The organism is Streptomyces sp. NPDC002958, from assembly GCF_055563255.1.
Genome location: NZ_JBVHDS010000006.1, coordinates 25812 through 49074, shown reverse-complemented (window position 1 = coordinate 49074; position 23263 = coordinate 25812). Strand labels below are relative to the sequence as shown.

General features: G+C 68.8%; 21 protein-coding genes and 2 pseudogenes. 12 read left to right on the top strand and 11 right to left on the bottom strand.

Going from position 1 to position 23263, the window contains the following annotated elements; genetic code table 11:
- Window position 1: 1 nt before the first annotated feature.
- Together ACZ3IC_RS12920 and ACZ3IC_RS12915 are read left to right on the top strand one after the other, a co-directional pair.
- Window positions 2–1195 carry a dipeptidase gene (locus ACZ3IC_RS12920; RefSeq protein WP_467415519.1) on the top strand — a complete coding sequence of 398 codons (1194 nt, stop codon included), beginning with the start codon at window positions 2–4 and terminating at the stop codon, window positions 1193–1195.
- Window positions 1196–1284: 89 nt separating this feature from the next.
- Window positions 1285–1374: pseudogene (locus ACZ3IC_RS12915) on the top strand (CGNR zinc finger domain-containing protein); the annotation flags it as partial.
- A 23-nt stretch (window positions 1375–1397) separates the two neighbouring features.
- Here the strand turns inward: ACZ3IC_RS12915 and ACZ3IC_RS12910 are convergent.
- Window positions 1398–2741 (bottom strand): UDP-glucose dehydrogenase family protein, encoded by a 1344-nt coding sequence (locus ACZ3IC_RS12910; RefSeq protein ID WP_467415517.1) that lies wholly within the window; start codon window positions 2739–2741, stop codon window positions 1398–1400.
- Window positions 2742–2940: 199 nt separating this feature from the next.
- Between ACZ3IC_RS12910 and ACZ3IC_RS12905 the strand changes: the two genes are divergently transcribed.
- Window positions 2941–4098 carry an acyl-CoA dehydrogenase gene (locus ACZ3IC_RS12905; RefSeq protein ID WP_467415515.1) on the top strand — a complete coding sequence of 386 codons (1158 nt, stop codon included), beginning with the start codon at window positions 2941–2943 and terminating at the stop codon, window positions 4096–4098.
- A 121-nt stretch (window positions 4099–4219) separates the two neighbouring features.
- Here ACZ3IC_RS12905 and ACZ3IC_RS12900 read toward each other — a convergent pair whose 3' ends face one another.
- The gene (locus ACZ3IC_RS12900) at window positions 4220–4504 is read right to left on the bottom strand and encodes an SHOCT domain-containing protein (protein WP_467415513.1); all 285 of its coding nucleotides are present in this window, start codon (window positions 4502–4504) and stop codon (window positions 4220–4222) included.
- A gap of 309 nt (window positions 4505–4813) precedes the next feature.
- Between ACZ3IC_RS12900 and ACZ3IC_RS12895 the strand changes: the two genes are divergently transcribed.
- From ACZ3IC_RS12895 to ACZ3IC_RS12875, 5 genes and pseudogenes are all read left to right on the top strand, one after another.
- The gene (locus tag ACZ3IC_RS12895) at window positions 4814–5179 is read left to right on the top strand and encodes a nuclear transport factor 2 family protein (protein ID WP_467415510.1); all 366 of its coding nucleotides are present in this window, start codon (window positions 4814–4816) and stop codon (window positions 5177–5179) included.
- Between the two features lie 131 nt (window positions 5180–5310).
- A complete protein-coding gene (locus ACZ3IC_RS12890) occupies window positions 5311–5787 on the top strand; it encodes a hypothetical protein (protein WP_467415508.1) in 477 nt (158 codons plus the stop codon).
- Window positions 5784–6581 (top strand): annotated as a pseudogene (locus ACZ3IC_RS12885) (class I SAM-dependent methyltransferase); the annotation flags it as partial. The gene ACZ3IC_RS12890 and the pseudogene ACZ3IC_RS12885, both read left to right, overlap by 4 nt.
- A gap of 381 nt (window positions 6582–6962) precedes the next feature.
- Window positions 6963–7415, top strand: a complete 453-nt coding sequence (locus ACZ3IC_RS12880) for a Panacea domain-containing protein (RefSeq protein ID WP_467415506.1) — start codon at window positions 6963–6965, stop codon at window positions 7413–7415.
- Window positions 7415–7855: a hypothetical protein gene (locus ACZ3IC_RS12875; RefSeq protein ID WP_467415504.1), complete on the top strand. Its 441-nt coding sequence runs from the start codon at window positions 7415–7417 to the stop codon at window positions 7853–7855. Before ACZ3IC_RS12880 ends, ACZ3IC_RS12875 begins: the two co-directional genes overlap by 1 nt.
- Window positions 7856–8219: 364 nt before the next feature.
- Here ACZ3IC_RS12875 and ACZ3IC_RS12870 read toward each other — a convergent pair whose 3' ends face one another.
- The 3 genes from ACZ3IC_RS12870 to ACZ3IC_RS12860 all read right to left on the bottom strand — a co-directional run bounded on the left by ACZ3IC_RS12870 (window position 8220) and on the right by ACZ3IC_RS12860 (window position 10893).
- Complete coding sequence (locus ACZ3IC_RS12870; protein ID WP_467415502.1) at window positions 8220–9104, bottom strand: RpnC/YadD family protein; 885 nt, start codon at window positions 9102–9104, stop codon at window positions 8220–8222.
- Between the two features lie 33 nt (window positions 9105–9137).
- Window positions 9138–10175 (bottom strand): helix-turn-helix domain-containing protein, encoded by a 1038-nt coding sequence (locus tag ACZ3IC_RS12865; RefSeq protein ID WP_467415500.1) that lies wholly within the window; start codon window positions 10173–10175, stop codon window positions 9138–9140.
- A gap of 214 nt (window positions 10176–10389) precedes the next feature.
- A complete protein-coding gene (locus tag ACZ3IC_RS12860) occupies window positions 10390–10893 on the bottom strand; it encodes an ATP-binding protein (protein WP_467415498.1) in 504 nt (167 codons plus the stop codon).
- Between the two features lie 162 nt (window positions 10894–11055).
- Between ACZ3IC_RS12860 and ACZ3IC_RS12855 the strand changes: the two genes are divergently transcribed.
- Window positions 11056–11934: a helix-turn-helix domain-containing protein gene (locus ACZ3IC_RS12855; protein ID WP_467416073.1), complete on the top strand. Its 879-nt coding sequence runs from the start codon at window positions 11056–11058 to the stop codon at window positions 11932–11934.
- On the top strand, window positions 11931–12140 hold the full coding sequence (locus ACZ3IC_RS12850) for a DUF397 domain-containing protein (protein WP_467415497.1): 210 nt from the start codon (window positions 11931–11933) through the stop codon (window positions 12138–12140). Before ACZ3IC_RS12855 ends, ACZ3IC_RS12850 begins: the two co-directional genes overlap by 4 nt.
- Before the next feature lie 208 nt (window positions 12141–12348).
- Here ACZ3IC_RS12850 and ACZ3IC_RS12845 read toward each other — a convergent pair whose 3' ends face one another.
- The gene (locus ACZ3IC_RS12845) at window positions 12349–13674 is read right to left on the bottom strand and encodes an LCP family protein (RefSeq protein WP_467415494.1); all 1326 of its coding nucleotides are present in this window, start codon (window positions 13672–13674) and stop codon (window positions 12349–12351) included.
- A 119-nt stretch (window positions 13675–13793) separates the two neighbouring features.
- Between ACZ3IC_RS12845 and ACZ3IC_RS12840 the strand changes: the two genes are divergently transcribed.
- On the top strand, window positions 13794–14342 hold the full coding sequence (locus tag ACZ3IC_RS12840; RefSeq protein WP_467415493.1) for an acyl-CoA thioesterase: 549 nt from the start codon (window positions 13794–13796) through the stop codon (window positions 14340–14342).
- An 18-nt stretch (window positions 14343–14360) separates the two neighbouring features.
- Here ACZ3IC_RS12840 and ACZ3IC_RS12835 read toward each other — a convergent pair whose 3' ends face one another.
- Window positions 14361–15821, bottom strand: coding sequence for an LCP family protein (locus ACZ3IC_RS12835; protein WP_467415492.1), 1461 nt, complete (start codon window positions 15819–15821; stop codon window positions 14361–14363).
- Window positions 15822–16001: 180 nt separating this feature from the next.
- Here ACZ3IC_RS12835 and ACZ3IC_RS12830 point away from each other — a divergent pair, with 180 nt between their 5' ends.
- Window positions 16002–17015 (top strand): glycosyltransferase family 2 protein, encoded by a 1014-nt coding sequence (locus ACZ3IC_RS12830; protein WP_467415490.1) that lies wholly within the window; start codon window positions 16002–16004, stop codon window positions 17013–17015.
- Window positions 17016–17124: 109 nt separating this feature from the next.
- Here ACZ3IC_RS12830 and ACZ3IC_RS12825 read toward each other — a convergent pair whose 3' ends face one another.
- The 4 genes from ACZ3IC_RS12825 to ACZ3IC_RS12810 form a co-directional block, all read right to left on the bottom strand.
- The gene (locus tag ACZ3IC_RS12825; RefSeq protein ID WP_467415489.1) at window positions 17125–18792 is read right to left on the bottom strand and encodes an LCP family protein; all 1668 of its coding nucleotides are present in this window, start codon (window positions 18790–18792) and stop codon (window positions 17125–17127) included.
- 49 nt (window positions 18793–18841) lie between these two features.
- Window positions 18842–20728 carry an LCP family protein gene (locus ACZ3IC_RS12820; RefSeq protein WP_467415488.1) on the bottom strand — a complete coding sequence of 629 codons (1887 nt, stop codon included), beginning with the start codon at window positions 20726–20728 and terminating at the stop codon, window positions 18842–18844.
- A gap of 223 nt (window positions 20729–20951) precedes the next feature.
- Window positions 20952–22325 carry an LCP family protein gene (locus ACZ3IC_RS12815; protein WP_467416071.1) on the bottom strand — a complete coding sequence of 458 codons (1374 nt, stop codon included), beginning with the start codon at window positions 22323–22325 and terminating at the stop codon, window positions 20952–20954.
- 57 nt (window positions 22326–22382) lie between these two features.
- Window positions 22383–23135, bottom strand: coding sequence for a TIGR03089 family protein (locus tag ACZ3IC_RS12810; protein WP_467415485.1), 753 nt, complete (start codon window positions 23133–23135; stop codon window positions 22383–22385).
- Between the last annotated feature and the right edge of the window lie 128 nt (window positions 23136–23263).

Genomic DNA, 23263 nt, shown 5'->3' with positions numbered 1-23263 from the left:
CGTGGACCAGCTGAAGCGTGCCGCGGAACTCCTCGCCGAATACCCCGTCGTCGACGGCCACAACGACCTGCCGTGGGCGCTGCGCGAACAGGTCGGCTACGACCTGGACGCCCGCGACATCGCCACCGACCAGTCCGCCCATCTGCATACCGACATCCCGCGGCTGCGCGCGGGCGGTGTCGGCGCCCAGTTCTGGTCCGTCTATGTACGGACCGACATGGCGGGCGACGAGGCCGTCAGCGCCACCCTCGAACAGATCGACGTGGTCGCCGAGCTGATCGGGCGCTACCCCGCCGACCTGCGGCGCGCCCTGACGGCCGACGACATGGAGACGGCGCGCACCGAGGGCCGTATCGCCTCCCTGATGGGCGCCGAGGGCGGCCACTCCATCAACAACTCGCTGGGCACCCTGCGCGCCCTGCACACCCTGGGTGTCCGCTACATGACGCTCACCCACAACGACAACATCGCGTGGGCGGACTCGGCGACCGACGAGCCGGGCGTCGGCGGTCTCTCGCCCTTCGGCCACGAGGTCGTACGGGAGATGAACCGCACCGGCATGCTGGTCGACCTCTCCCACGTGGCGGCCACCACGATGCGCGACGCGCTCGACACCTCCACCGCGCCCGTGATCTTCTCGCACTCCTCGTCGCGCGCGATCTGCGACCACCCGCGCAACATCCCCGACGACGTCCTCGGCCGGCTCCCCGCCAACGGCGGCATCGCCATGGCGACCTTCGTGCCGAAGTTCGTCCTCCCGGCGGCCGTCGCCTGGACCCGGGCCGCGGACGAGAACCTGCGCGCCCACGGCCTGCACCACCTCGACACCACCGCGCAGGCCATGAAGATCCACGCAGCCTTCGAGGCGGCCAACCCGCGCCCGATGGCCACCGTGGCGACGATCGCCGACCACCTCGACCACATGCGCGAGGTCGCCGGGATCGACCACATCGGCATCGGCGGCGACTACGACGGCACGGCCTTCCTCCCGGAGGGCCTCAGGGACGTCGCGGGCTACCCGAACCTGATCGCGGAGCTGCTCGGCCGGAGCTGGTCCACCGCCGATCTCGCCAAGCTCACCTGGCAGAACGCGGTACGGGTGCTGCGCGACGCCGAGGACGTGGCGCGCGAGCTGAGCACGCGCCGGGCCCCGTCGCACGCCACGATCGAACAGTTGGACGCCCAGGCCTGCTGAGCAGCCGGAACTGAAAGAGTGCGGGGCGCCTCCAGGGGCGCGCCCCGCACTCTTTCAGTTCGCCGCAGGCAGTGCTTCAGCCCGCACACCGCAGCCCGGCGAGGCGCCGCCGCTGGTGCTCCATGTCGGTGTGCGGCGCCCGCGCCAAAATGCGCACCTACCGCGCGAAGCGCGGCTGAGACCGGCCCGAAGGCCGGATGCGTCAGGCCTTCGGGCGCCCCATCGCCCGGTACGTCCAGCCGGCCTCGCGCCACTGCTCGCTGTCGAGCGCGTTGCGGCCGTCCAGGATTATCCGACGGGACGTGACCTCGCCGAGCGCCGCCGGGTCCAGCTCGCGGAACTCACGCCACTCCGTCAGATGCAGCACCACATCCGCGCCGCGCACCGCGTCCAGCGCCGAGTCCGCGTAACCGAGGGTCGGGAAGAGCCGACGGGCGTTGTCCATGCCCTTCGGGTCGAAGACCGTGACCTGGCCGCCCTGCAGATGGATCTGCCCGGCCACGTTCAGCGCCGGCGAGTCCCGTACGTCGTCCGAGTCCGGCTTGAACGTCGCACCCAGGACCGCGACCCGCTTGCCGAGGAACGAATCGCCGCCCACGGCCTCCCGGGCCAGCTCCACCATGTGGCCGCGGCGCCGCATATTGATCGAGTCGACCTCGCGGAGGAAGGTCAGCGCCTGGTCCGCGCCCAGTTCACCGGCGCGCGCCATGAAGGCCCGGATGTCCTTCGGCAGACAGCCGCCGCCGAAGCCGATCCCGGCCCGCAGGAACTTGGACCCGATCCGCTCGTCGTGCCCGATCGCCTCGGCCAGCTTCTTCACATCGCCGTCGGCGGCCTCGCAGACCTCCGCCATGGCGTTGATGAACGAGATCTTCGTGGCCAGGAAGGAATTGGCCGCGGTCTTCACCAACTCGGCGGTCGGGAAGTCCGTCGCCACGAACGGCGACCCCTCGGCGACCGGCACCGCGTACACCTCGCGCAACAGCTTCTCGGCCCGCTCGCTCGCCACGCCGACGACGATCCGGTCCGGGTGCAGGGTGTCCTTCACGGCGAAGCCCTCGCGCAGGAACTCCGGGTTCCAGGCCAGCTCCGCGTCCGCGCCCACCGGCGCCAGCACCGCCAGCCGCGCCGCGAGCCGGGCCGCCGAACCCACCGGCACGGTCGACTTCCCGACAACCAGGGTGGGCCGGGTCAGATGCGGTGCCAGCGACTCGAAGGCGCTGTCGACGTAGCTCATGTCGCAGGCGTACTCGCCGTGCTTCTGCGGAGTGTTCACACAGACGAAGTGCACATCGCCGAAGGCCGCCACCTCTTCCCACGAGGCGGTGAACCGCAGCCGCCCGGTGGACCCCTCAATGCCCTCCACATGCCTGCGGAGCAGCTCTTCGAGGCCCGGCTCGTACATCGGGACCTTGCCTGCGCCCAGCATCTCGATCTTCTCGGGCACGACATCGAGGCCGAGCACTTCGAAGCCCAGCTCCGCCATGGCCGCGGCGTGGGTGGCGCCGAGGTAGCCGGTGCCGATCACAGTGATCCTGAGGGCCATGTAGTGCTCCTGGGAGATGCGGACAGACGTGCGGTGAACGAGCATAGTCGTGCCCCCGAAGGCCCGGTTTCCGGCTGCCTGCGCAGCTTCTCCCACCCCTGTCGCGAAGCTCACGCACGCATGGCATAGGCCATCGCGGGAGCCGCCCTCTAAAATTGGGTTACTTAACGGTAGTTAGCGTCTTTGGGGAGTGAGCGTCTTGGCGGGTTCGACCGATTTCGACCTGTACCGTCCGGCCGAAGAGCACGAGATGCTCCGCGAGACGGTGCGTGCTCTCGCCGAGGCGAAGATCGCCCCGCACGCGGCGGCGGTCGACGAGGAGGCGCGCTTCCCACAGGAGGCGCTCGACGCCCTGACGGCCGCGGACCTGCACGCGGTGCACGTACCGGAGGAGTACGGCGGCGCGGGCGCCGACGCCCTCGCCACGGTCATCGTGATCGAGGAGGTGGCCCGCGTCTGCGCCTCCTCCTCCCTCATCCCGGCCGTGAACAAGCTCGGCTCGCTCCCCGTGATCCTCTCCGGCTCCGAGGACCTGAAGAAGAAGTACCTGGGCCCGCTCGCCAAGGGCGACGGCATGTTCTCGTACTGCCTCTCCGAGCCCGATGCGGGTTCCGACGCGGCAGGCATGAAGACCAGGGCCGTGCGCGACGGCGACTTCTGGGTGCTCAACGGTGTGAAGCGCTGGATCACCAACGCGGGCGTCTCCGAGTACTACACGGTCATGGCCGTCACCGACCCGACCAAGCGCTCCAAGGGCATCTCCGCCTTCGTCGTCGAGAAGTCGGACGAGGGTGTCTCCTTCGGCGCCCCGGAGAAGAAGCTCGGCATCAAGGGTTCCCCGACCCGCGAGGTCTACTTCGACAACGTCCGTATCCCCGCCGACCGGATCATCGGCGAGGAGGGCACCGGCTTCGCCACCGCGATGAAGACCCTGGACCACACCCGCGTCACGATCGCGGCCCAGGCCCTCGGCATCGCCCAGGGTGCCCTCGACTACGCCAAGGGCTACGTCCAGGAGCGCAAGCAGTTCGGCAAGCCGATCGGCGACTTCCAGGGCGTCCAGTTCATGCTCGCCGACATGGCCATGAAGCTGGAGGCGGCCCGCCAGCTCACCTACTCGGCCGCCGCCAAGTCCGAGCGCCTCGACGGCGACCTCACCTTCTTCGGCGCCGCGGCCAAGTGCTTCGCCTCCGACGTCGCGATGGAGGTCACCACGGACGCGGTCCAGCTGCTCGGCGGCTACGGCTACACGCGGGACTACCCGGTGGAGCGGATGATGCGCGACGCGAAGATCACGCAGATCTACGAGGGCACGAACCAGGTCCAGCGCATCGTCATGGCGAGGAACCTGCCGTAACGGTTGAGGAACCTGCCGTAACGGTTATTGCATAAACACGTCCGGCCCCCGACAGCACCGGGGGCCGGGCGTGTGCGGGGCGGCCAGGAGACCAGCCACATCCGGCGTCGGCGGTTCGCGTTCACCGCTGTTCCCGCAGCAGCGCGAGGCGGCGTTTGTATTCGTCCTCGTCGATTTCCCCACGGGCGAACCGCTCGGCGAGCAGGTCCTCGGCTCGCCTGCCTCCCCACCCTTGCTCGCCGGAGGGAGGAGGCGCGCCAAGCTGGTTACCACGGCGGGCGCCGGTCAGGTAATGGACAAGGGCAACGACGCCGGCGATCAGCAGTGCCCAGAACAGCAGAATGACCATGGCCATGACGAGCCAGTCTCCCCAGTCCCAGCCCCAGCCGCCGTCGTACGACATCATGCCGATCACTTCCTCTGGCTGGTTCCCCCTATTCCAGCGTGGGTGAGGAACGGCTTCGACGGAAATCGGGAGCATGGCTCCGGCGCTGGGCCGAAGGGGCCCATGCCCGCGACCTGAAGGTTGACCCGCAGCGGCGAGGCCGCCGTATCGCCGCTCGTCCCCGGGCAGACTCAGCGCATGCGGTCGCCCGGCGCGAGCAGGCTGATGAGCTCCGTGATCGCCTCCGGGGAGGGCTTCGCCGGTGTTGCTGCTTGCGTTGCGTGAACAATTCGCTGTGACGTGACGAGGAACGTCCCTAGGGTTTCGTGCATGACAGACGAGAGTGAGCGGGCCGTTCAAGCGGCCATTGAGGCAGAGATGCGGCTTCTCGACCCTGACGTGCGTGCTTCGCCGGCCCTGGTCTCGGAGCTCCTGGACCCGGAGTTCCGCGAGATCGGAGCGTCGGGGCGGCGCTGGGACGCGACATCGATTCTCACGGTGACGAGTGACGGTTCGGTGACCCCCGAAGCTCCGGTCGAGGTCAGCGACATGTCGGGGGCCGTACTCGCTCCCGGCATCGTTCATCTCACGTACTTCGCCAACCACAGTGGGCGCCGAGCATGGCGGAGCTCCGTGTGGCGTCTGACGGAAGTGGGCTGGCGCATGTATTTCCACCAGGGCACTTTGACGAGCTGAGCGATCAGTGGCCGCCGCAGTCGGGGACGGCCTCCGGGCCGGGCGCAGGCAGGATGACCACTTCTCGCCGGCCGGAGTCCGGCTGCGCTACTACCGCAGCGTCGCGGCCCTGTGGCGTACCTTCCCCTTCCATGACCGACATCACCGCACTCACCGGCCTGTTCACCGCGCTCGGTGCCGACGACGCCCGGGGCTGGGCCGACTCCGAAGCCGAAGAGAACATTCCGCAGCTCGCCCGTTACCGGTTCCTGCGCATGGTCTGGCAGGACATCGACGGCTGGAGTTCGGCGGCCCCCGACTGGGTCGAGGCCTACCGGAAGGACGGGCTCGCAGGCGGCGCCGTCGAGCGGGCGCTGACCCTCGGTCTGACCGCCGCCGACCTGGGGGAGATAGCCCGCGAGGTGGCGAAGGAGACCGCGTTCGGCCTTCTCTACGGACTGGCCGACCCGGCCGACGGAGACCTGCCGCCCGAGGTGGAGCAGCAGCTGCCCGGCTGGTGCCTGGCCGAGTTGTCGCCGGGGGGCGAGCCCACCGGGCGGATTCTGGACGCGCTGTACGAGGACCTGGACGAGGTCGAGCCGCAGGGGCCCGCGGGAGGCGTGCGATGACCGCATTCGACGTGAGCGAGCGGCGGATCTGGGAAGGGCGGGCCGAGAGCTACGCCGGGACCTTCGCGCGGCTGTGCTCCCATACGGTGCCCGCACTGCTGGACGCCGCCGCGGTCGGGCCGGGCACGCGGATGCTCGACGTGGGGTGCGGCAGCGGCGGCGTGACGGTGGCGGCCGTCCGGCGCGGTGCGGCCGTACGAGCCGTGGACGCCGAACCCGGAATGGTGGGGATGACCCGGCGCGCCGCGCCCGAGGTCGATGTCCGCTGCGGGTCGCTTCCGCAACTCCCGTATGAAGACGGTGAGTTCGATGCCGTCGTGGCAAACTTTGTGCTCAATCATGTCGGTCGGCCGCTGGACGCCCTGGCCGAGATGCGCCGGATCACCCGTCCCGGCGGCCGAGTCGCCGTCACCATCTGGCGGGTGCCTGGCGCCCCCGGTCAGGCGCTGATCGGGCGGGCCGCCGAGGCGGCGGGGCTGACCCGGCCGCAGTGGCTGGCCACCGTAGACCCCGAACGCAACTTCCCGCGCACCCGGGAAGGGCTGGGCGCGCTGCTGGAGGCGGCCGACCTCGGGGACGTACGGAGCGAGGTCATGGCCTGGGACCACCGCGTCGGGGCGGAGGACTGGTGGGCCGGGCCGGCCGCCGGTGTGGCCGCGATCGGGCAGCTGGTCAACAGTCGGGGGCCGGCGGGGGTGGCCGCGGCCAAGCGGGAGTACGACGAGCTGTGCACCGAATTCGCGTCGGACGACGGCCGGTTGGCGCTCCCGCATGTGGCCTTGCTGGCCCGGGGGAGCAAGGCCGGGAGGGTGACGGCGCGGACGGGCCGGACCCCCCGGCCCGTCCCCGGCATGACGCAGGGCCCGGACGGTGAGCCGTCCGGGCTCGCGCTTTTGCTGCCGGGTTCGAGAGAGGAAACGAGGACGCCGCCGGGCTGGGCGGTCAGCTGAGCGTCGGCGTTACCTCTCCCTGTTTCTGGGACAAGAAGTCGGTGTCCGATTCTCTCGGCTACCCGGCACCCCGGACCGAGGCCCGCGGCGTTCCTGTTGTCGGACCCCGCCCGTAGGCTGGACCGACAGGGGGATCCTCTCCTGCCCGAGAGCTCCGAGGATGCCGGTGGCGGGCATGCGGCTCTAGGGTGGCGGGAGGACCAGAGGGGACCGACCATGGCAAACGTGCACGATGTAGCCGCGTACATCCTGGTGAAGGCCGCACCGATGTCGGCTATGAAGCTGCAGAAGCTCTGCTATTTCGCTTACGGCTACCACCTGGCCTGGGAGGATCGGCCGCTTTTCGTCGAACGCTTCGAGGCGTGGGCGAACGGGCCGGTCGCTCCGGAGTTGTACAGCAAGCACCGGGGCCGCTTCGAGCTGCGGCGGGGGGACATCGAGGGTGACCCGGCCGAGCTGGATGACGCCGAGCGGGAATCGATCGACATCGTTCTGGAGAACATGCGTGTGTACTCCGCCCATGAGCTCTCGGAGATGACCCATCGGACTGGCCCCTGGGTGCAGGCTCGCGAACGCGCACAGGTGCCCGACCTGGAGCGGAGCAGCGAGCCGCTGCTCGATGAGGAGATCGCGGACTTCTTTGGTGCCCTCGCCGACCACGACGAGCTCGACGGCTGATGTCCAAGGGGGGACGCGCCAAGAAGAAGTTGGCCCTGCCGCCCACAGGGGCTGCGCAGGGGAAGCGGGTCGGTGACGTCCGCTCCCTGCTCCCTGGGTTGGCGCTCTCGGACGACAAGGTGTGCTGGCGTTTCACCTATGTCGATCACGACGGCCGCTGGGGGTTCGACCGCATGGCAGCGGCCACCCTGTGCGAGGTGTTGACCAAACTTGCCGCCTGCGAGTCGATGACGCTCAACGAACTGCGCACCACGCGCCGGTTCTTCAAGGAGGCCGTGGTGAGGCTGGGCGAGCTCGGTTTCGGCGACGCGACGGCGCTTCATCGCCTTGAGTTCACTGGGAAGCAGCGGCTGTACGGCTTCCTCCTGGGCAACGTCTTCCATGTCCTGTGGTGGGACCCGGAGCATGAGGTGTACCCGTCGAAGCTCAAGCACACCTGACCCGATCAGGGCTGGACGAGGGGAATTCGAAGGTGTCCGAAACCGGGCCGCCGGTTCCCTGATAGCGGATGCGGTGGCGTCCCCGACGTGACCGGCGATGTCGGCGCCTCCCCTCGCGGGTGATCACGGGGAAATGCTGGGGGAGCACCCCCTGAGGGGCGCGTTCGCACAAGTCACAGTGGAGGAGTCACGTTGTTGTAGGCGAGGGCGCGGCCGGCGGTCATCCAGGTCCTCGAATGATCCGGCGACGGTGGCGGCCCCGACGCACCGCGGCCCGCGTCCTGCTCTGGTCCCTCGGGCGTGCGGGGAGCCGTGAACGGGATGCGGGCCTGTGGTTGGGAGGGGTGCAGCCACCGGGGCGAGGTTACTCCTCGGCGAAGACTTCCTCTGCGGTGGCGGCGGTGGTGGCGCGGTGGAGCCACTGGTGCAGGAGCTGAGGGTCGTCGCAGCCGGTGATCTTCTCGCGGATCTCGTCGGTGATGGCGATACCGCGCACGTCGAGGATGAGCAGGAGTCCTTCGGCTCGTCCTTCGGCTCGTCCTTCGTCCCGTCCTTCGTCCCGGATTTCTTCCGAGAGGGGTGACTTGTAGAAAGAGAGGTCCACGGCCACCAGGTTCCTCCACTGTTGTGCGGCCGGGCGGTTGCCCAGGCCTTGTGCGATCAGTTCGACGATGGGGTTGGCGATTGTTTCCGGTGTGTCCCGCAGTGCGGTGGACAGGGTTTTCAGTATGGCACCGACGTCCGGATTGTCTGCGTGTGTGATGGCGGCCAGGGTGGCGAGTGCGAAGTCTTTGCGGGCTTCGGCCACCTCGGTGATGACGGGCATGTTGTGGGGGCCCGCGACGAGAGGGTTCAGGGTGAGCGTCTGCCACTGGCGGAGGCCGATGGTGATGGGGCGTGCGGCCCATTCGGCGGTGGCGTGGTCCTGGCAGACGACCAGGAGCAGGATGGGCAGCCGGTATCTGTTGTGGAGGTAGGTGACGTAGTACGGCCAACTGGCGGTCTTGGCCGGGTCCTTCTTGCCCTGGGCTTCGATGGCGAGGAGGAAGGGTCCGTCGTGCTCTGTTTCGATGCGTAGGAGGGTGTCCACTCGGCGTTCGAGGGGCCGGTTTTCGGTGAGGTCGGTGGGCAGGGCGGTGGCTGAGGTGGGTGGTGGGATGTCGACTCCGAGCACTTCGGAGACGCGGGAGAAGAGGCTGGGGTACTCCTGGAAGATGCGGTGCATTGCCTCGTGGGGCGAGCTGACCATGCAGATCCGTTCGGGTTGTGGGTGATGTTCCGGTCAGGCGGCTGTGTGCAGGTTTGCCCGGCAGTCGTGGCAGTGGCCGGGGTGGTGGGAGCGGAAGGCGCGGTCACAGCGGTCGCAGTTCTGGAGCGGGATGACGAGGGCGTTGCGGCGTGGGGGTGCGAGCTCCTCGGCGCCTGGCAGCGGAGGCGGCAGAAGCGTCGTGATCCGGTGCCGGAGGAGCCTTGCCGGGTGCTTCAGGGGGTTGGGGAGATCGGTGGTGAGGGCGTGGCGGATGGTGTCGGGGTGGGCGTCGCGTTCGAGCCAGGTGGCAACGCCCGGTGCGAGGGTGTGGATGTCGTTCTCGGAGAGGACGAGCTGGGGTGCGTGGCGGCGCAGGTCGGCGAGGAGTGTGGCGGCTGCGTGGTGCAGTTTCGGGGTGAGTTCATGGGGCTGGGGGAGTGGCGGGGGCAGTGTCCTGGGGGCGGGGTGCGGTGCGGGTGCTGAGGGTGATGCGGGCGTTGGCTGTGGTGCGGGTGCTGGGGGCGACGCGGGGGCGGGGGTTGGTTCGGGCGTTCGTTGCGGCGCGGGCGGTTGCGGCGCCTTGGCGGGGGCCGGGTGCGATTCGGGGGCGGTCGTGCGTAGTGGCGGCTGTGGTGTGGGCAGCGGGGCTGCCGGTTTGGTGCGCCTGGTCTGCGGCTTGGGTGCTGGGGCGGTGGACGCGGTGGCACCCGGCTGGTTGTACGAGACGGTGCGGGTGGCGATGCGGCCGTCGGGGAGGCGTACGCGGCTGCGGTGGAGGTAGCCGGTGGCTTCGAGTTCGCGCAGGGCGGCGGCGATGCGGGTCTCGCTCTCGGGGAAGCGTTCGGCGAGGTGCTTGATGCCGATCCTGGCTCCTGCGGGGAGCGACTGGATGTGGGTGGCGAGCCCGATCGCGGTGAGGGAGAGTTCGCGGTGCTGGGCGAGGTGGTTGCCGATGACGGTGAAGCCTGCGGCGTGCCGGAGGTTGGCGTGGATGACGCCGGATGACGGTGTGGCGTCCCCGGTTACGGGGGACGGGGCGCACGGGGGCGCGGTAATCTGCTGGGTATCCATCGGGAAGCCCTAACTTCCTCGGTGGTCAGGCCCTCGGTCGAGATTGGCGTCTCGTCGGGGGCCGTCGCATGTCTGTAGTTGTCGCGGCGAGCATATGCCTGGTAACCCACGTGAAATCCAGCCCAGTTGCCTTATGTCACCCGCGCGAGTGATGGGAGCGGGGCGGGGTCGGGTTTGGGTGGGGAGGGTGATTTCCCCAGGTTCTTTAAAAGCCTTATGTGTCGTGGAGCGCGGCGACGTGGCTCACCAAGTCGTGGGTTTCCGCGACCCGGTGGAGCGGTCGCGGTACGAGGTCGATCTCGGCCCAGATCGTCTTGCGCGGGACGGGCCCGAGCTCGATGCCCCAGCGGTCGGCGAGTGCCTCGACGATGAGGAGGCCGCGCCCTGATTCCGCGTCGTCGGCGGGGGCGGACGTGGTGCCGGGCGTGGGAGGTAGTTGCTCGTCCCGGGTGTCGGTCACCTCGATCCGCAGGAGTGCGTCGCGGTGGACGGCGAGGCTCAGTTGGAAGTTCCGGCCCGGTACGTGGCCGTGGACCGCGGCATTGGTGGCCAGCTCGGCGACGATGTGCGCGGCGTGCTCCGTGGGCAGGCCCCAGTCGCCCAGATGCGCCGTGGTGAGCAGACGGGCGAGTCTGGCGCCGCGGCGGGTGGGGGAGAGCAGCACGGTGAACTGCCGGGTGGGAGTGGAATGTTCGATTCGGGTGATTTCTTGGGTCACGGCACTCAGCCTGGACTGGTCTACGTACGGTGAAGAGCGACGAGGCAGTTACGTACGGCGGTTGTCCCGTGCTTGTCCAGTGCTGTCCCGGCTGTCCGGGGTGACGTGCTGCGGACGACCAGGGTTGAGCAGGAACGCATGCACGTCGGAAGTGGGGCACGGATGAGCGTGGATGAGACCGGTACGGAGCGCGGTGACGGCGGGGCGGACGAGCCTGGCTGGGATGTCGATCCCGATGACGAGTCGGGGGTTGCGGTGGTCGCTGCGGTGGGCCGCCAGATCAAGGCGTGGCGGGAGTCGGCGGGGCTGCGGGCCGGCGAGTTCGGGGCGGCGATCGGGTACGGCGAGGACCTGGTCTACAAGGTGGAGGGCGGCCGCCGCATCCCCCGGCCGGAGTTCCTGGACAGGGCGGACGAGGTGCTGGGAGCGGGCGGGAAACTCGCCGCGATGAAGCGGGACGTGGCGGAGGCCCGGTACCCGAAGAAGGTGAGGGAGCTGGCGAAGCTGGAGGGGCGGGCGGTCGAAATGGGGTTGTACAGCAACCACAACATCCACGGCTTGTTGCAGACGCCGGAGTACGCGCGGGCATTGTTCGAGATGCGGCGGCCGGCGTATTCGGAGGACGAGGTGGAACGGGTACTGGCCGCGCGCATGGCAAGACGGTGCATCTTCGAAAGGTCACCTGCTCCTGCGCTCAGTTTCGTTCAAGAAGAGGTGACCCTGTGTCGTCCAGTAGGAGGCACAATGGTGTTGCGTCGACAACTCGAACATCTGCTGGAGGTAGGGCGGTTGCGGAACGTCGAGATCCAGGTGATGCCGACCAACCGCGAGGACCACGCAGGGATGGGTGGAGGGATCGAGGTGTTGAAGTTCGACGACGGCGCGGCGGTGGGGCGCTCGGAGGGAGCCTTCGCTGGCCGACCGGTGTCCGAACCGAAGCAGCTCAGGATCCTTGAGCTGCGCTATGGAATGATCCGGGCCCAGGCTCTCACCCCTCGTGAGTCGCTGGCCTTTATCGAGCAAGTGCTGGGAGAGACATGATCCGCGAGACCTCTGCCGGGGACGCTTCCGAGCTGGAGTGGTTCAAGAGCAGCTACAGCAGCAGCAGTGAGGGCGATTCTTGCGTTGAGGTGGCGACGGCTCCCAGCATGGTTCACGTCCGTGACTCAAAGAATGTGCAGGGAGCCCGGCTCGCTTTCGCCTCAGGTGCTTGGGCGGGCTTCGTCTCGTACGCCGCAGGGCATTGATCCCACCCGCACCCGTGCCCCCGAGCCCGGTTGATGCCCCCGCAGGGTGACAGTGCGAACGGGCCGGGTCGCATGGGCCCGACGCCGGTCCGTTCGTATGGCGAACCTCCCGTGCCCGACGCAGGCCCACTCGTACGGCGAACTGCCCGTGCCCGACGTGAAACGGGGCCCGGACGGCGAACCGTCCGGGCCCCGCGTCCGCCTGTCGTCAGTTGTCGGAGACGGTGACCTTCTCGTCGTTGTTGAGCTGGTTCACCAACTGCTCGACCTTGGCCTTGTCCCAGACCAGATTGCCGTTGATGGAGCCCGAGATCGGCATGTTCATCGACGTGCCGTCACCGCCCGTGACGTCCTTCATGGCGAAGAACATCTGCCCCAGGGACCAGAGCGACATGTCCTCGTCCACGATCAGGGTGTCCAGGCCGGCGCTCATCGTCGGGTACAGCTTGAACGGGTTGAGGATCGTGGACGGCGTCGCCGCCTGACTCGCCAGCGCCGCGAGGAACTTCTGCTGGTTCTTCGTGCGGTCCAGGTCGCTGCCCGCGAACGCGTACCGGGTGCGGACGAAGGCCAGCGACTCCTCGCCGTTCAGCGTCTGCTTGCCCGCCTCGAAGTCGGCGCCGGACTTCTCGTCCTTGAATGCCTTGGGGATGTCCAGCTCCACCCCGCCGATCGCGTCCACGATCTGGGCGAAGCCGCCGAAGCCGATTTCGACGTAGTGGTCGATGTGCAGCCCGGTGTTGAACTCGACGGTACGGACGAGGAGTTCGGGCCCGTCCTCCGCATAGGCGGCGTTCAGCTTCACCGTGCGGCCGGTGCCCTTGAAGGTCTTGCCGGATTCCGAGCCGACGAACGTGGGGATCTCCACGTTCGAGTCGCGGGGCAGGGAGATCAGCGTCGGGCCATTGGAGCCGTCGTGCAGGATCATCATCGAGTCGGTCCGCTTGCCCTCGGCGGAGCCGGTGTGCAGCTTCTTCTTGTCCTCGGCCGTCAAGCCCTCGCGGCTGTCGGAGCCGACGATCAGGTAGTTCGTGCCGTCGCCCTCGCTGGGGCGCTCGATGACCTTGGAGAGGTCCACCTCGCGCTTGAGCTTGGAGTCGGCCCAGAAGTACGTGCCTATGGAGACCGTGAGCATCACGACGACCAGGGACAGCGAGCCTATCTTTATCCGGCGGCGCCAGTCGGGCGCCGGGCGTCCCTGGACGTAACCGCCGTCGCCCCGGCCGCCGCCACCGTGGTTGTTGCCCCGGCCGCCGCCGTTGCCACCGCCGCCGTAGACCTGGCCCGTGTTGTAACCGCTGTCGTACCCTGCGCTGTCGCCGTAGCCGCCGGAGTAGTGCTGCGGCTCCGCCTGGCGCTGCCGGGGCGGCGCGGGGCGCTGCTGCGGCGGTGCCGGACGCTGCTGCGGCGGTGCGGGACGCCGCTGGACGTGCCGCATCACGCGGGCGCTCTCGGGCTGGTCACTGTCGCTGCCCTGCCCGTAGCGGTTTCCGCTGCGGTTGTCGTCGGTCCAGCCTTCGGGCCAATCGTTCATGCGGTCCAGTGTGCAGGCCTGGCGCCCTGCTATTACAGGGGGTTCGGAAATTCGCATCGGGGCTGTTGCGAAGCTGATGCATTGCAGCCGGGCGGAAGTCCCCGCATAAGGTGGACGGTATGACAGATCAGGCCCTGCGCCCGGAGGGCGACATTCCGGGCAAGCCGACCGCCGCGTCCCGAACCACCCTCAGCCACATCATGACCGGCAGCGACACCAATCTGCTGGGTACGGTGCACGGCGGCGTGATCATGAAACTGGTCGACGACGCGGCGGGCGCCGTGGCCGGCCGGCACTCCGGCGGACCCGCGGTGACGGCCTCGATGGACGAGATGGTCTTCCTGGAGCCGGTCCGCGTGGGTGACCTTGTTCACGTCCGCGCCCAGGTGAACTGGACCGGCCGCTCCTCGATGGAGGTCGGCGTCCGGGTCATGGCCGAGAGGTGGAACGAATCCATACCCGCCCAGCAGGTCGGCAGCGCGTACCTGGTGTTTGCCGCGGTCGACGCGGACGGCAGGCCGCGCGCCGTACCGCAGGTGATCCCCGAGACGGAGCGCGACAAGCGGCGCTACCAGGAGGCGCAGATCCGGCGCACCCACCGCCTCGCCCGCCGCCGCGCGATCAAGGAACTGCGCGAGAAGCGCGTGGCGGAAGGCATCGAGGACTGAGCCCCGGCGTACCCGCGGTCACAGGCAGGCCATCTGGTCGCCCGTGACCGTGCCGAACTCGCCCCGGCTCGTCTCCTCGGCCCGCACCCGTTGCACCTTCTCGAAGTCCGCGCCCGCCGTCACCTTCATCGTGGGGCCCTGCCCCTTCACCGCCCGCAGCTCGGCGCCGGGCAACGCGCCGACCAGGGACTTCGCGGACGGTTCCCAGCGCGGGTCGTAGGTGATCAGGGTGCGCTTGAGATCCTGCGGCTCCGCGTTCAGCGGGACCCGCGTGGTGTCGAAGCCGGTGGCACGCAGTGCGTCGTCGACCTTCTTGCCGAGCCCGTCCTTCGGGGTCCCGTTGTAGACCTGGACCCGGATCTGCTGCGGGGCGACAGCGACCTTCACGGCCTTCGGCTGCTCGGGCCGCTCCGGGGCGAGCGGCTTGTCGTCGCGCAGCGCCTGGAAGAGCTTCTTCGACTTCCGCTCATCCCAGGTGACCGTGGAGCCGATGCCCTTGACCGGATGGGCGACGTTCCCCAGCGGGACGGAGGTGAACTCCGACGAGGCGGGGGAGAGGCCGCGCATCGCCCGGCCGAGCTCCAGCATCTGCTCCGTATCGAACCCCTTGTCGGCCAGGACCGAGCTCAGCATCGTCGAGGCGACATCCTGGAGCTTCACCGGGTTCAGCAGCACACCGCTATGGGTCGCCTGTTTGATCAGCGAGGCGAGGAACTTCTGCTGGCGCTGCATCCGGCCCAGGTCGGCGGCCCCGTCGATATGCCGGGAGCGCACGTACTGGAGCGCCTGCCCTCCGTCCAGATCGTGGCTGCCTGCCGGGAGATCGAGACCGGTGTACGAGTCCTTCAGCGGCCGGGACGTGCAGATCTGCACCCCGCCCAGGGTGTCCACCGTCTTCATGAAACTGGTGAAGTCGACCTCCAGGTAGTGGTCGATCTTGACGCCCGTCATGTGCTCGACGGTCCGCACGGTCAGACCGGGCCCGCCCTCGGCATAGGCGGCGTTCAGCTTCACCGGGTGGGTGGAGTGCGTCTTGCCGGTCGTCCGGTACTTGTGCTTGGGGATCTCGGCGTAGCTGTCCCTCGGCAGCGAGACGATGCTCGCGCGCTCCTTGTCCGCCGACAGATGCACCAGCATGATCGTGTCGGTGCAGTTGCAGGGCGCACCGCCCAGCCGGTACTTCCTCTTCTCGTCCTGGGTGATCCTGTCGCGGCCATCGGTGCCCACGAGCAGCAGATTCATCCCGTGTCCGGCCCGGGGCCGGTTCTTCATGTCCTTGAACGGGTCGACCCGGTCGATCCCGGTCTCCAGGCTGGTCACCACCGCATGGCCGATGCCGCCGGCCCCGAGCACCAGCACGGAAAGCCCCGTCACCACCCGCATGCCCCAGCGCGGCCGTTCGTCCTGCCTTCTGGACCTGCGTTGCGGCGGAACCGGGCGCGAGCGCGGCGAACGGGGGGAGGGGTGCGGCGTGGGCACGGGGGGAACCTCCGCGGTGCAAGGGGGACCGTTCGCACAGTAGGCCCATACGATCTTCAGTCCGCGGAGCGACCCTGCGGCGCGCGCCGGTGTCCCCCATTCGCGGTAACGTGGCGGCCGAATATGCCGCCTGGTGGGGCGCGAACCCCCGGCGCCCCCGAGGACCACCCGAGGACCACCATGTCTGCCGCGCAGCCCCCCGCCGTCTCCGTGATCATGCCGGTGCTCGATGAGGAACGCCATCTCAGGAACTCCGTCCGGCACATCCTGGAGCAGGAGTACGCGGGTGAGATGGAAGTGGTGATCGCGCTGGGCCCCTCCACGGACCGTACGGACGAGATCGCCGCGGAGCTGGTACGCGAGGACCCCCGGGTCCACACCGTCCCGAACCCGACCGGCCGCACCCCCGCCGCCCTCAACGCCGCGATCAAGGCTTCCCGCCACCCCGTAGTCGTGCGGGTCGACGGCCACGGCATGCTCTCGCCGAACTACATCGCGACGGCCGTCCGTCTGCTGGAGGAGACCGGTGCGCAGAACGTCGGCGGCATCATGCACGCCGAGGGCGAGAACGCCTGGGAGGACGCCGTGGCCGCGGCCATGACGTCGAAGATCGGCGTCGGCAACGCGGCCTTCCACACCGGCGGCCAGGCGGGCCCGGCGGAGACCGTGTATCTCGGTGTCTTCCGCCGCGAGGCCCTGGAGAAGGCGGACGGCTACAACGTGGAGTTCATCCGCGCCCAGGACTGGGAGCTGAACTTCCGCATCCGCGAGGCGGGCGGCCTGATCTGGTTCTCGCCGGAGCTGAAGGTGCAGTACCGGCCGAGGCCCTCCGTCAGGGCGCTCGCCAAGCAGTACAAGGACTATGGCCGCTGGCGGCACGTCGTCGCCCGCTACCACTCCGGCTCGATCAATCTGCGCTACCTTGCGCCGCCCACCGCCGTCTGCGCGATCGCGGCGGGCATCGTGATCGGTGCGGCCGTCACCCCGTGGGCGTTCGTCGTCCCCGCCGGGTATGCCGCGGCGATCGTGGCCGGGTCCGTCCCGGCGGGCAAGGGCCTGTCGCTGAAGGCGCGGGCACAGATCCCGGTGGCCCTCGCGACCATGCACATGTCGTGGGGGTACGGCTTCCTGACCAGCCCGCGCTCGCTGGCGAAGAAGGTCATCGCCAGCCGGCGCCCGGCCGTCACCGTGTAGGTGCCGACGACACGGTGTGGGGGCCCTCCGACGTGTCCGGAGGGCCCCGACACCGTGCGTGGTGCCCGGTCCGGAAGGCCCGACACCGTGCGTGGTGCCCGGTCCGGAGTTACCAGCCGAAGCCCGGCTGGATGTCCATGCAGGCCTTGTCGTCGTTGCCGTTCAGGGCGCGCGCGCTCTCCGGGGTCTTCTCCTTGGTGCTGGACGCGGGATAGTTGCCGCTCTCGCGCCAGTCGGCCCCCACGGTCAGGGTGATGCCCGAGACGGCCGTCGACTTCTTCACCGCTGACAGCGGGATACCGAGCGCCTTGGCGACGGCCTGGGCATCGCCCTCCATGTCCACGCTGGGGAAGAGCACCCCGGTCCGAGCCGTCGCGTCGGTGTTCTGCGCGTCGACCGTGGCCTGGGTGAAGCCCTTCCCGGCCAGCAGCTCCTTGACTGCCGAGGCCCGGCCCTTGACCGGGTAATCGGATTCGGTGCGGGTTCCGTTGCGGACGCTCACCGGGATCTCGGCGACGGGCGACGTGGGTTCCTTGGTGGCCGGGGCCTTGCGCTTGGATGCCTTGCCGTCGAGCGGGACGTCGTCGCGGACCATCTGGAACAGCTGATCGGCTTCGGCGATGGGGAGCACCCGGCCCTCGTTCACGCCCGTTCCGAGGACGTTCGGCATCGTCGTCATCGTGATGCGCCCGGTGGGTGCCTTCTTGAGCTCCTCCGCGAGGTCGTACAGCTTCTTGACCGTGTTGAGGCCCTTGTCGACCGTCAGCGCCTTGGTCGCCGCATTGGCGAGGCCCGTCAGCTTGCCCGGGTCGGTGAGCTTGGTGCCCTTGCGCAGCTCACGGACCATCGAGTTCATGTACATGTGCTGGGCGTGCGTACGGCCGAGGTCGGTGCCGTTCTCGAAGCCGTAGCGGGTCCGCAGCCACTGGAGGGCCTGCTTGCCCTTGATGGGCGTGGTGCCTTCCTCCAGCTTCAGCCCGGAGCCCTTGCCGTCGCTCGTGTGGGAGTAGACGTTGCCCTTGACGCAGACCGGGACGCCGCCGATCGCGTCGGCCATCGAGACCACACCGGCAAAGTCGATCATCATGAAGTGGTCGATGGTGATGCCGGTGAGCTCGTACCAGGTGGCCACGGTGCATCCGGGACCGCCGCGGCCGAGCGTCTCGTTGGTCTGATCCAGGCCCGTGCTCGCGGGGTAGACGCGCTTCGTCTTCGGGTCGGTGCACTTCGGGATCTTCAGCAGGGTGTCGCGCGGCATGCTGATCACCGACATGTTGCTGCGGTCGGCGGAGAGATGGACCAGCATCTGCACATCGGCCAGGGGCGGCGCTCCGAAGGTGTCCTTGGCCCCACCGAGCTTCTGATTCGCCTTGGTGTTCCGCGCGTCCGAGCCGATGAGCAGGATGTTCAGCGGGGTCTGACCGGCGGCATTGGCCTTGTGGTCGACCATCTTCTTGTCGCCGAGTGTCAGGTCGGCCTTCTTGATGTTGCTGTTGAGGTGCTCGTAATAGAGGTATCCGGCGCCTGCGCCGCCGACTATGAGCAGCGCGAAAACCGCAGCGCCCCAGCGCAGCGCCCGGCGCTTGCCCTTCTTGCCGTGCTGCTTCGGGCTGCTGCGCCGATGGCCGCTGGCCGCCGGGGCTGCCTGTCGGCCGTCGGCGCCGGAGTCCGGCCCCTCCTTGGGCGCGTCCTCGTAGAGCCCGTCGTCCCAGCCGAGTTGGCCGGCGTGCCGGACGCGTGGTCGCGTGCCCTCCCCGGGCGTACTGCTCCGTCCCATCAGGACCCCCCTGTTGCTCAGACTCGTGGTATGGCGCAGTGACCCGGTGTCACTTGGCGCACACTGCCTTGTCGGCGTTTGCCTGCTGAATACCTTCCGGCGCCTTCGCCGGTGCGGTGATAGGAATGCCCGCGCCCTCGAAGTCGGCGCCGAGTGTCAGCACCATCGCCTCGAGACCCTCGGCGTCCGCGGTGCCCTTCTTCATGGCGGAGGCGGGCAGGCCCATCATGGCGGCCAGGGCGCGGGCCTGGTCCGCCTGGTTCGGCGCGTACTCCAGCGTCGTCTTGTCGATCTTCGCCGGGGCGTTGGCCTTGTTCGTGGACTTGAGCACGCCCTGCTCGTTCTGCAGCCAGGCGACGGTCGTCTGCGCGGCACCGGGGATCTTGCCGCCGTTGAAGACATCGACACGTACGTCGGCCGCGTCGGCCTTGGGGCCCTTGAGGAGCGCGTCCTGCTTGCTCTTCTTGGCCTTCTTCTGCGCCTCCACCTCGGTCAGCGAGATGTCGTCGCGCATCATGGCGAACAGCGGGTCGGCCTTGGCCTTGTCCGGTACGACGGTGGCCTTGACCGTCTCGGCCGGGTTGTCGAGGACCGGCACCGTCGTGAAGGTGATGTTCTTGGGGTCGACCTTGCCGAGTTCCTGGGCCAGCGACACCAGCTTCGTCCCCGAGCCGATGCCGGGGTCCACGGTGAGCGCCTTGGTCGCCGCGTTCGCCAGGTCGTACATCTTGGTCGGGCTGGTCAGGGTGTCGCTCGACTGCATCTGCCGGATCATCGAGGCGAGGAACTGCTGCTGGACCTTGATCCGGTCCAGGTCGCTCTCGTTGCCGAAGCTGTGCCGGGTCCGTACGAACGCCAGGGCGTCCTCGCCCTGGATCCGGTGCTCACCTTCCGGCAGGTCCAGATGCGAGTCCGGGTCCTTGACCGGCTTGTCCAGACAGACCTTGACGCCGCCGATCGCGGTGGACAGCTCCTTCACCGCGTTGAAGTCGACCATCATGAAGTGGTCGGGCTTCAGGCCGGTGACCTCCTCGACCGTTTTCATGGTGCAGCCCGGGTGGCGGCCCTCCTGGCCGAGGCTTTCGTTGAAGCGGACGTTCTGTGTCCCCGGAATGACCTTCTCCGAGCCGTCCGGCTGCTTGGCGGTGCAGTCCGGGATGTCGGTGATCATGTCGCGGGGGATGCTGAGCGCCGTCGCGTTGGTGCGGTCCTCGGAGACATGGAAGAGGATGTTGGTGTCGGCGTGGCCGGTGCTGCCCTTGTCGCCGTATCCCTCGTTGCCCTTGCCGGTGCGCTTGTCGGTACCGATGATCAGGATGTTGATCGGGGCGTCGGCGTTGACGACGTTCTTGCTGCCGGCGTCGCCGATGTCGACGGTGTTCAGGTTGCCGTTGAAGTGCTGGTAGAGCGCGTAGCCGCCCACCGACAGGCCGACCAGTACGAAGGCCATCACGCCGCCCGTCCACAGCAGCGCCTTCTTGCGGCGCGCCTTGGGGGCCTTGGGGGCCTTGCGGCTGCGGCGGCCGGGCGTCTCGCCGCGGCCGGAACCCTCTTGGCCGCGCGGGCCGTTGGCCGAACGGCGGCTGCGCTGCCCCGGCACCTCGCGGCGCGGAGCGGACCTGCGCCCGTCACGGGCCGGGCCCTGGCGCTCGCCACCGCTGTCGCGATTCGTGTCTCCGCGCTCGCTGCCGCTGTCGCGATTCGTGTCTCCGCGCTCGCTGCCGCTGTCGCGATTCGTGTCTCCGCGCTCGCTGCCGCCGCCGTCGCGGACCGGTTCTCTGCGCCGGGGGACTCGCGGGCCGGACGCCTGGGAAGAGCTGCCTGAATCCCCTCCGGAATGATTCAGTCGCAGTTCGTAATCGCCGGTGTGCGGGTTGAGAACCCACTGGTCTGCGGGGTCGAATCCATCCGCCCGCCCACGGCTTTGCGCATCCACGGTTGCTTGAGTCCTCCGTCGGTGCCACGCGAGGCGCCTCCCCCGATCAGGCGCTCGATCTTTCGCTCCATAAGTGCGCGGCCTGGCGGCCGAAAGCACCGGATCGCGTCACACTATCGGCCCGGTTCGGCGTCGAGCGACGAGCGTGACAAATTCCACGGTCCTTACAACTGGTCATTCTGCTCATTCCACGCCGATCACCGGCCTACGCTTGGGAATTGCTTTACCGCTTGCACAGGTTGGCCGCCGCGTTGTTGCCCGAATAGGTCGGTGTGGGACTCGGGCCCGCGATGCCTGGGGTGTCGGCCGCCGCATTGTTTTTCCCGTTGTTCTTCTCGTTGTCATCCTTGAGCCGGTCCGCCGGGACCACGGCGACCGGAGTGTCCTCACGCAGCCGCTTGAAAAGCCTTTCCGCATCGGGCTGGACGAGTTCGTCCCGGTTCGGGTTGGCGGCGTACGGCTGCCGGGGCACTGTCAGGAACTGCACCTTGTCGGTCGGTACGTTGCGCATGCTGCGCACCAGCTCGTACAGGTCCTTGAGGGTGTCCAGGCCCGGGTCCGTGGTCAGCGCTTTGGTGGCCGCGTCCAGCACCGGGTAGAGGCGGGTCGGATTGAGCAGTACGCCGTTGCTCTGCACCTTGTTCACCAGCGCGCCCAGGAACTGTTGCTGGCGGTCCATCCGTTCGGTGTCGCTGCCGTTGCCGATGGACTTGCGGGCCCGTACGAAACCCAATGCCTCCTCGCCGTTGAGCTTCTGGCGTCCGGCGGGAAGCTTCAGATGGGCGTCGGTGTCGTTGATCGGCTCCTTGAGGCAGACCTCGACACCGTGCACCGCGTCGACCATGTCCTTGAAGCCGTTGAAGTCGACGACCATATGGTGGTCGATCCGGATACCGGTCATCTTCTCGACCGTACGGATCGTGCAGGCGGTGTTGCCGAACTCGAAGGCCCAGTTGAATTGGGCGAATTGTTTCTTGGTGGCCGTACCGTCCGCTTTGTGGCAGACCGGGATCTGCACCATTAGATCGCGTGGCAAGGACATCGCGGTGGCGCTCTTCCGGTTTGCGGCGAGGTGCAGCAGGATCGTGGTGTCCGAGCGCTGTCTGCCGCCGTCGTCCTGACCGTACTTGCGGTTGTCACCGGCCCGGCTGTCGGAGCCGATGAGCAGGATGTTCTCCGCGTCGTGCACCACGGAGGCGGGCCGCTCCCGCTCGTACGCCTTGAGTTCGGCGACCGCCGAGGTGTCGGTCTTGATGTTGCCGTCGAGCTTCCGGTACAGCCACCAGCCGCCGCCCGCCGCGACCAGGACGACGAACGAGGCGCCGAGCGCGGTCCAGCGCAGAAGGTGGCGCCTGCGTTCGGCGGGGGACTCCGGGGCGGTGCCCGAGTTGTCCCCGGACTGCGACGTGCCCTCGCCCGCAGTCGATTCGTCGGAGTCGTCGCGGTCGCCCGGCGGGCCGGCGCTTTCGCTCACGTCTGCGTCCATCCTTCGCGTTCGGCGGCGTGCTGGGCCGCCGGTCGCAGGAGTAGACGGCTGAACCTCACGCTTGGTTGTGTCCCGAGTGGTCTGTACCGCCGATGATGTACCGGAGTTGATGCGCAGCCTTGAGGACTCGACCCGGTATGGGCCGGACGAGTGGCGTCAGGGCGCTTGTCATACCGCGGTGTTGGTGACCCGTTCACTCTCGACGCGCTTCGCCAGACCGTCCTCGCCCAACTGTCCCAGGTGCCGGCACAGGACCACGGACGCCCCGGCGGCCAGTGGCGCGAACAGCCCGGCGCTCAGGCCCTCCCAGGTGTTGTACGTACGTCCCGTCAGCAGCCGCGATCCGGTGGCCAGGCCGAGGCCCGCCGCATCCTCGCGGGCCCGCGCCACCAGCTGCGCCGAAGTCAGCTCGACACCGCCCACCGCCAACGCGGGAGCGTCCGGGTCCACGGGGGCGAACGGGGTGAACCGGTCGCCCTGGCTCGGCACCTCGACCGCGTAGTCCGCGAAGCCCTCGGGTGCCTGCGGGAACCTGCCGCCCAGCGGGCGCAGCGCCAGGGCGACCCGCTCGCCGCGGCAGGCGCGCGCGGCCTCCAGCGTGTCCGGGCCGCTGACGACGAGGTCGGCGGAGGACGGGTCGCCCTGCACATCGGCGATCACGCCGACCGAGGAACAGGCGAGCAGCCAGACCGCGGACTGCCAGTGCGCGGGCAGCAGAACGGCGAGCCGGTCGCCGGGTTCCGCGGCGAGGTCGCCCTGGAGAAGGTTGGCGGTCTTGGCCACCCAATTGGCGAAGGTGGCCACCGACAGTTCGACGCGTTCTCCGGTGGCGTCGTCGTAGAAAGTGACCAAGGGGCGGGCCGGGTCCGCGGCGAGAGCGGAACGCAGCAGGTCGGCGGGGGTGCGGTCGGTGGCGTTCATCCGCGCAAGGGTACGCGGCGGCGCCGGGCCCGGTGGGGTCAACAGGCGCCGGGTACACCGGTTCGGCAGATGGCTCGTCAATTGTGTGGAGATACCCCGGTAGCCGGAGTTGTCAGAATGTGCCCAGG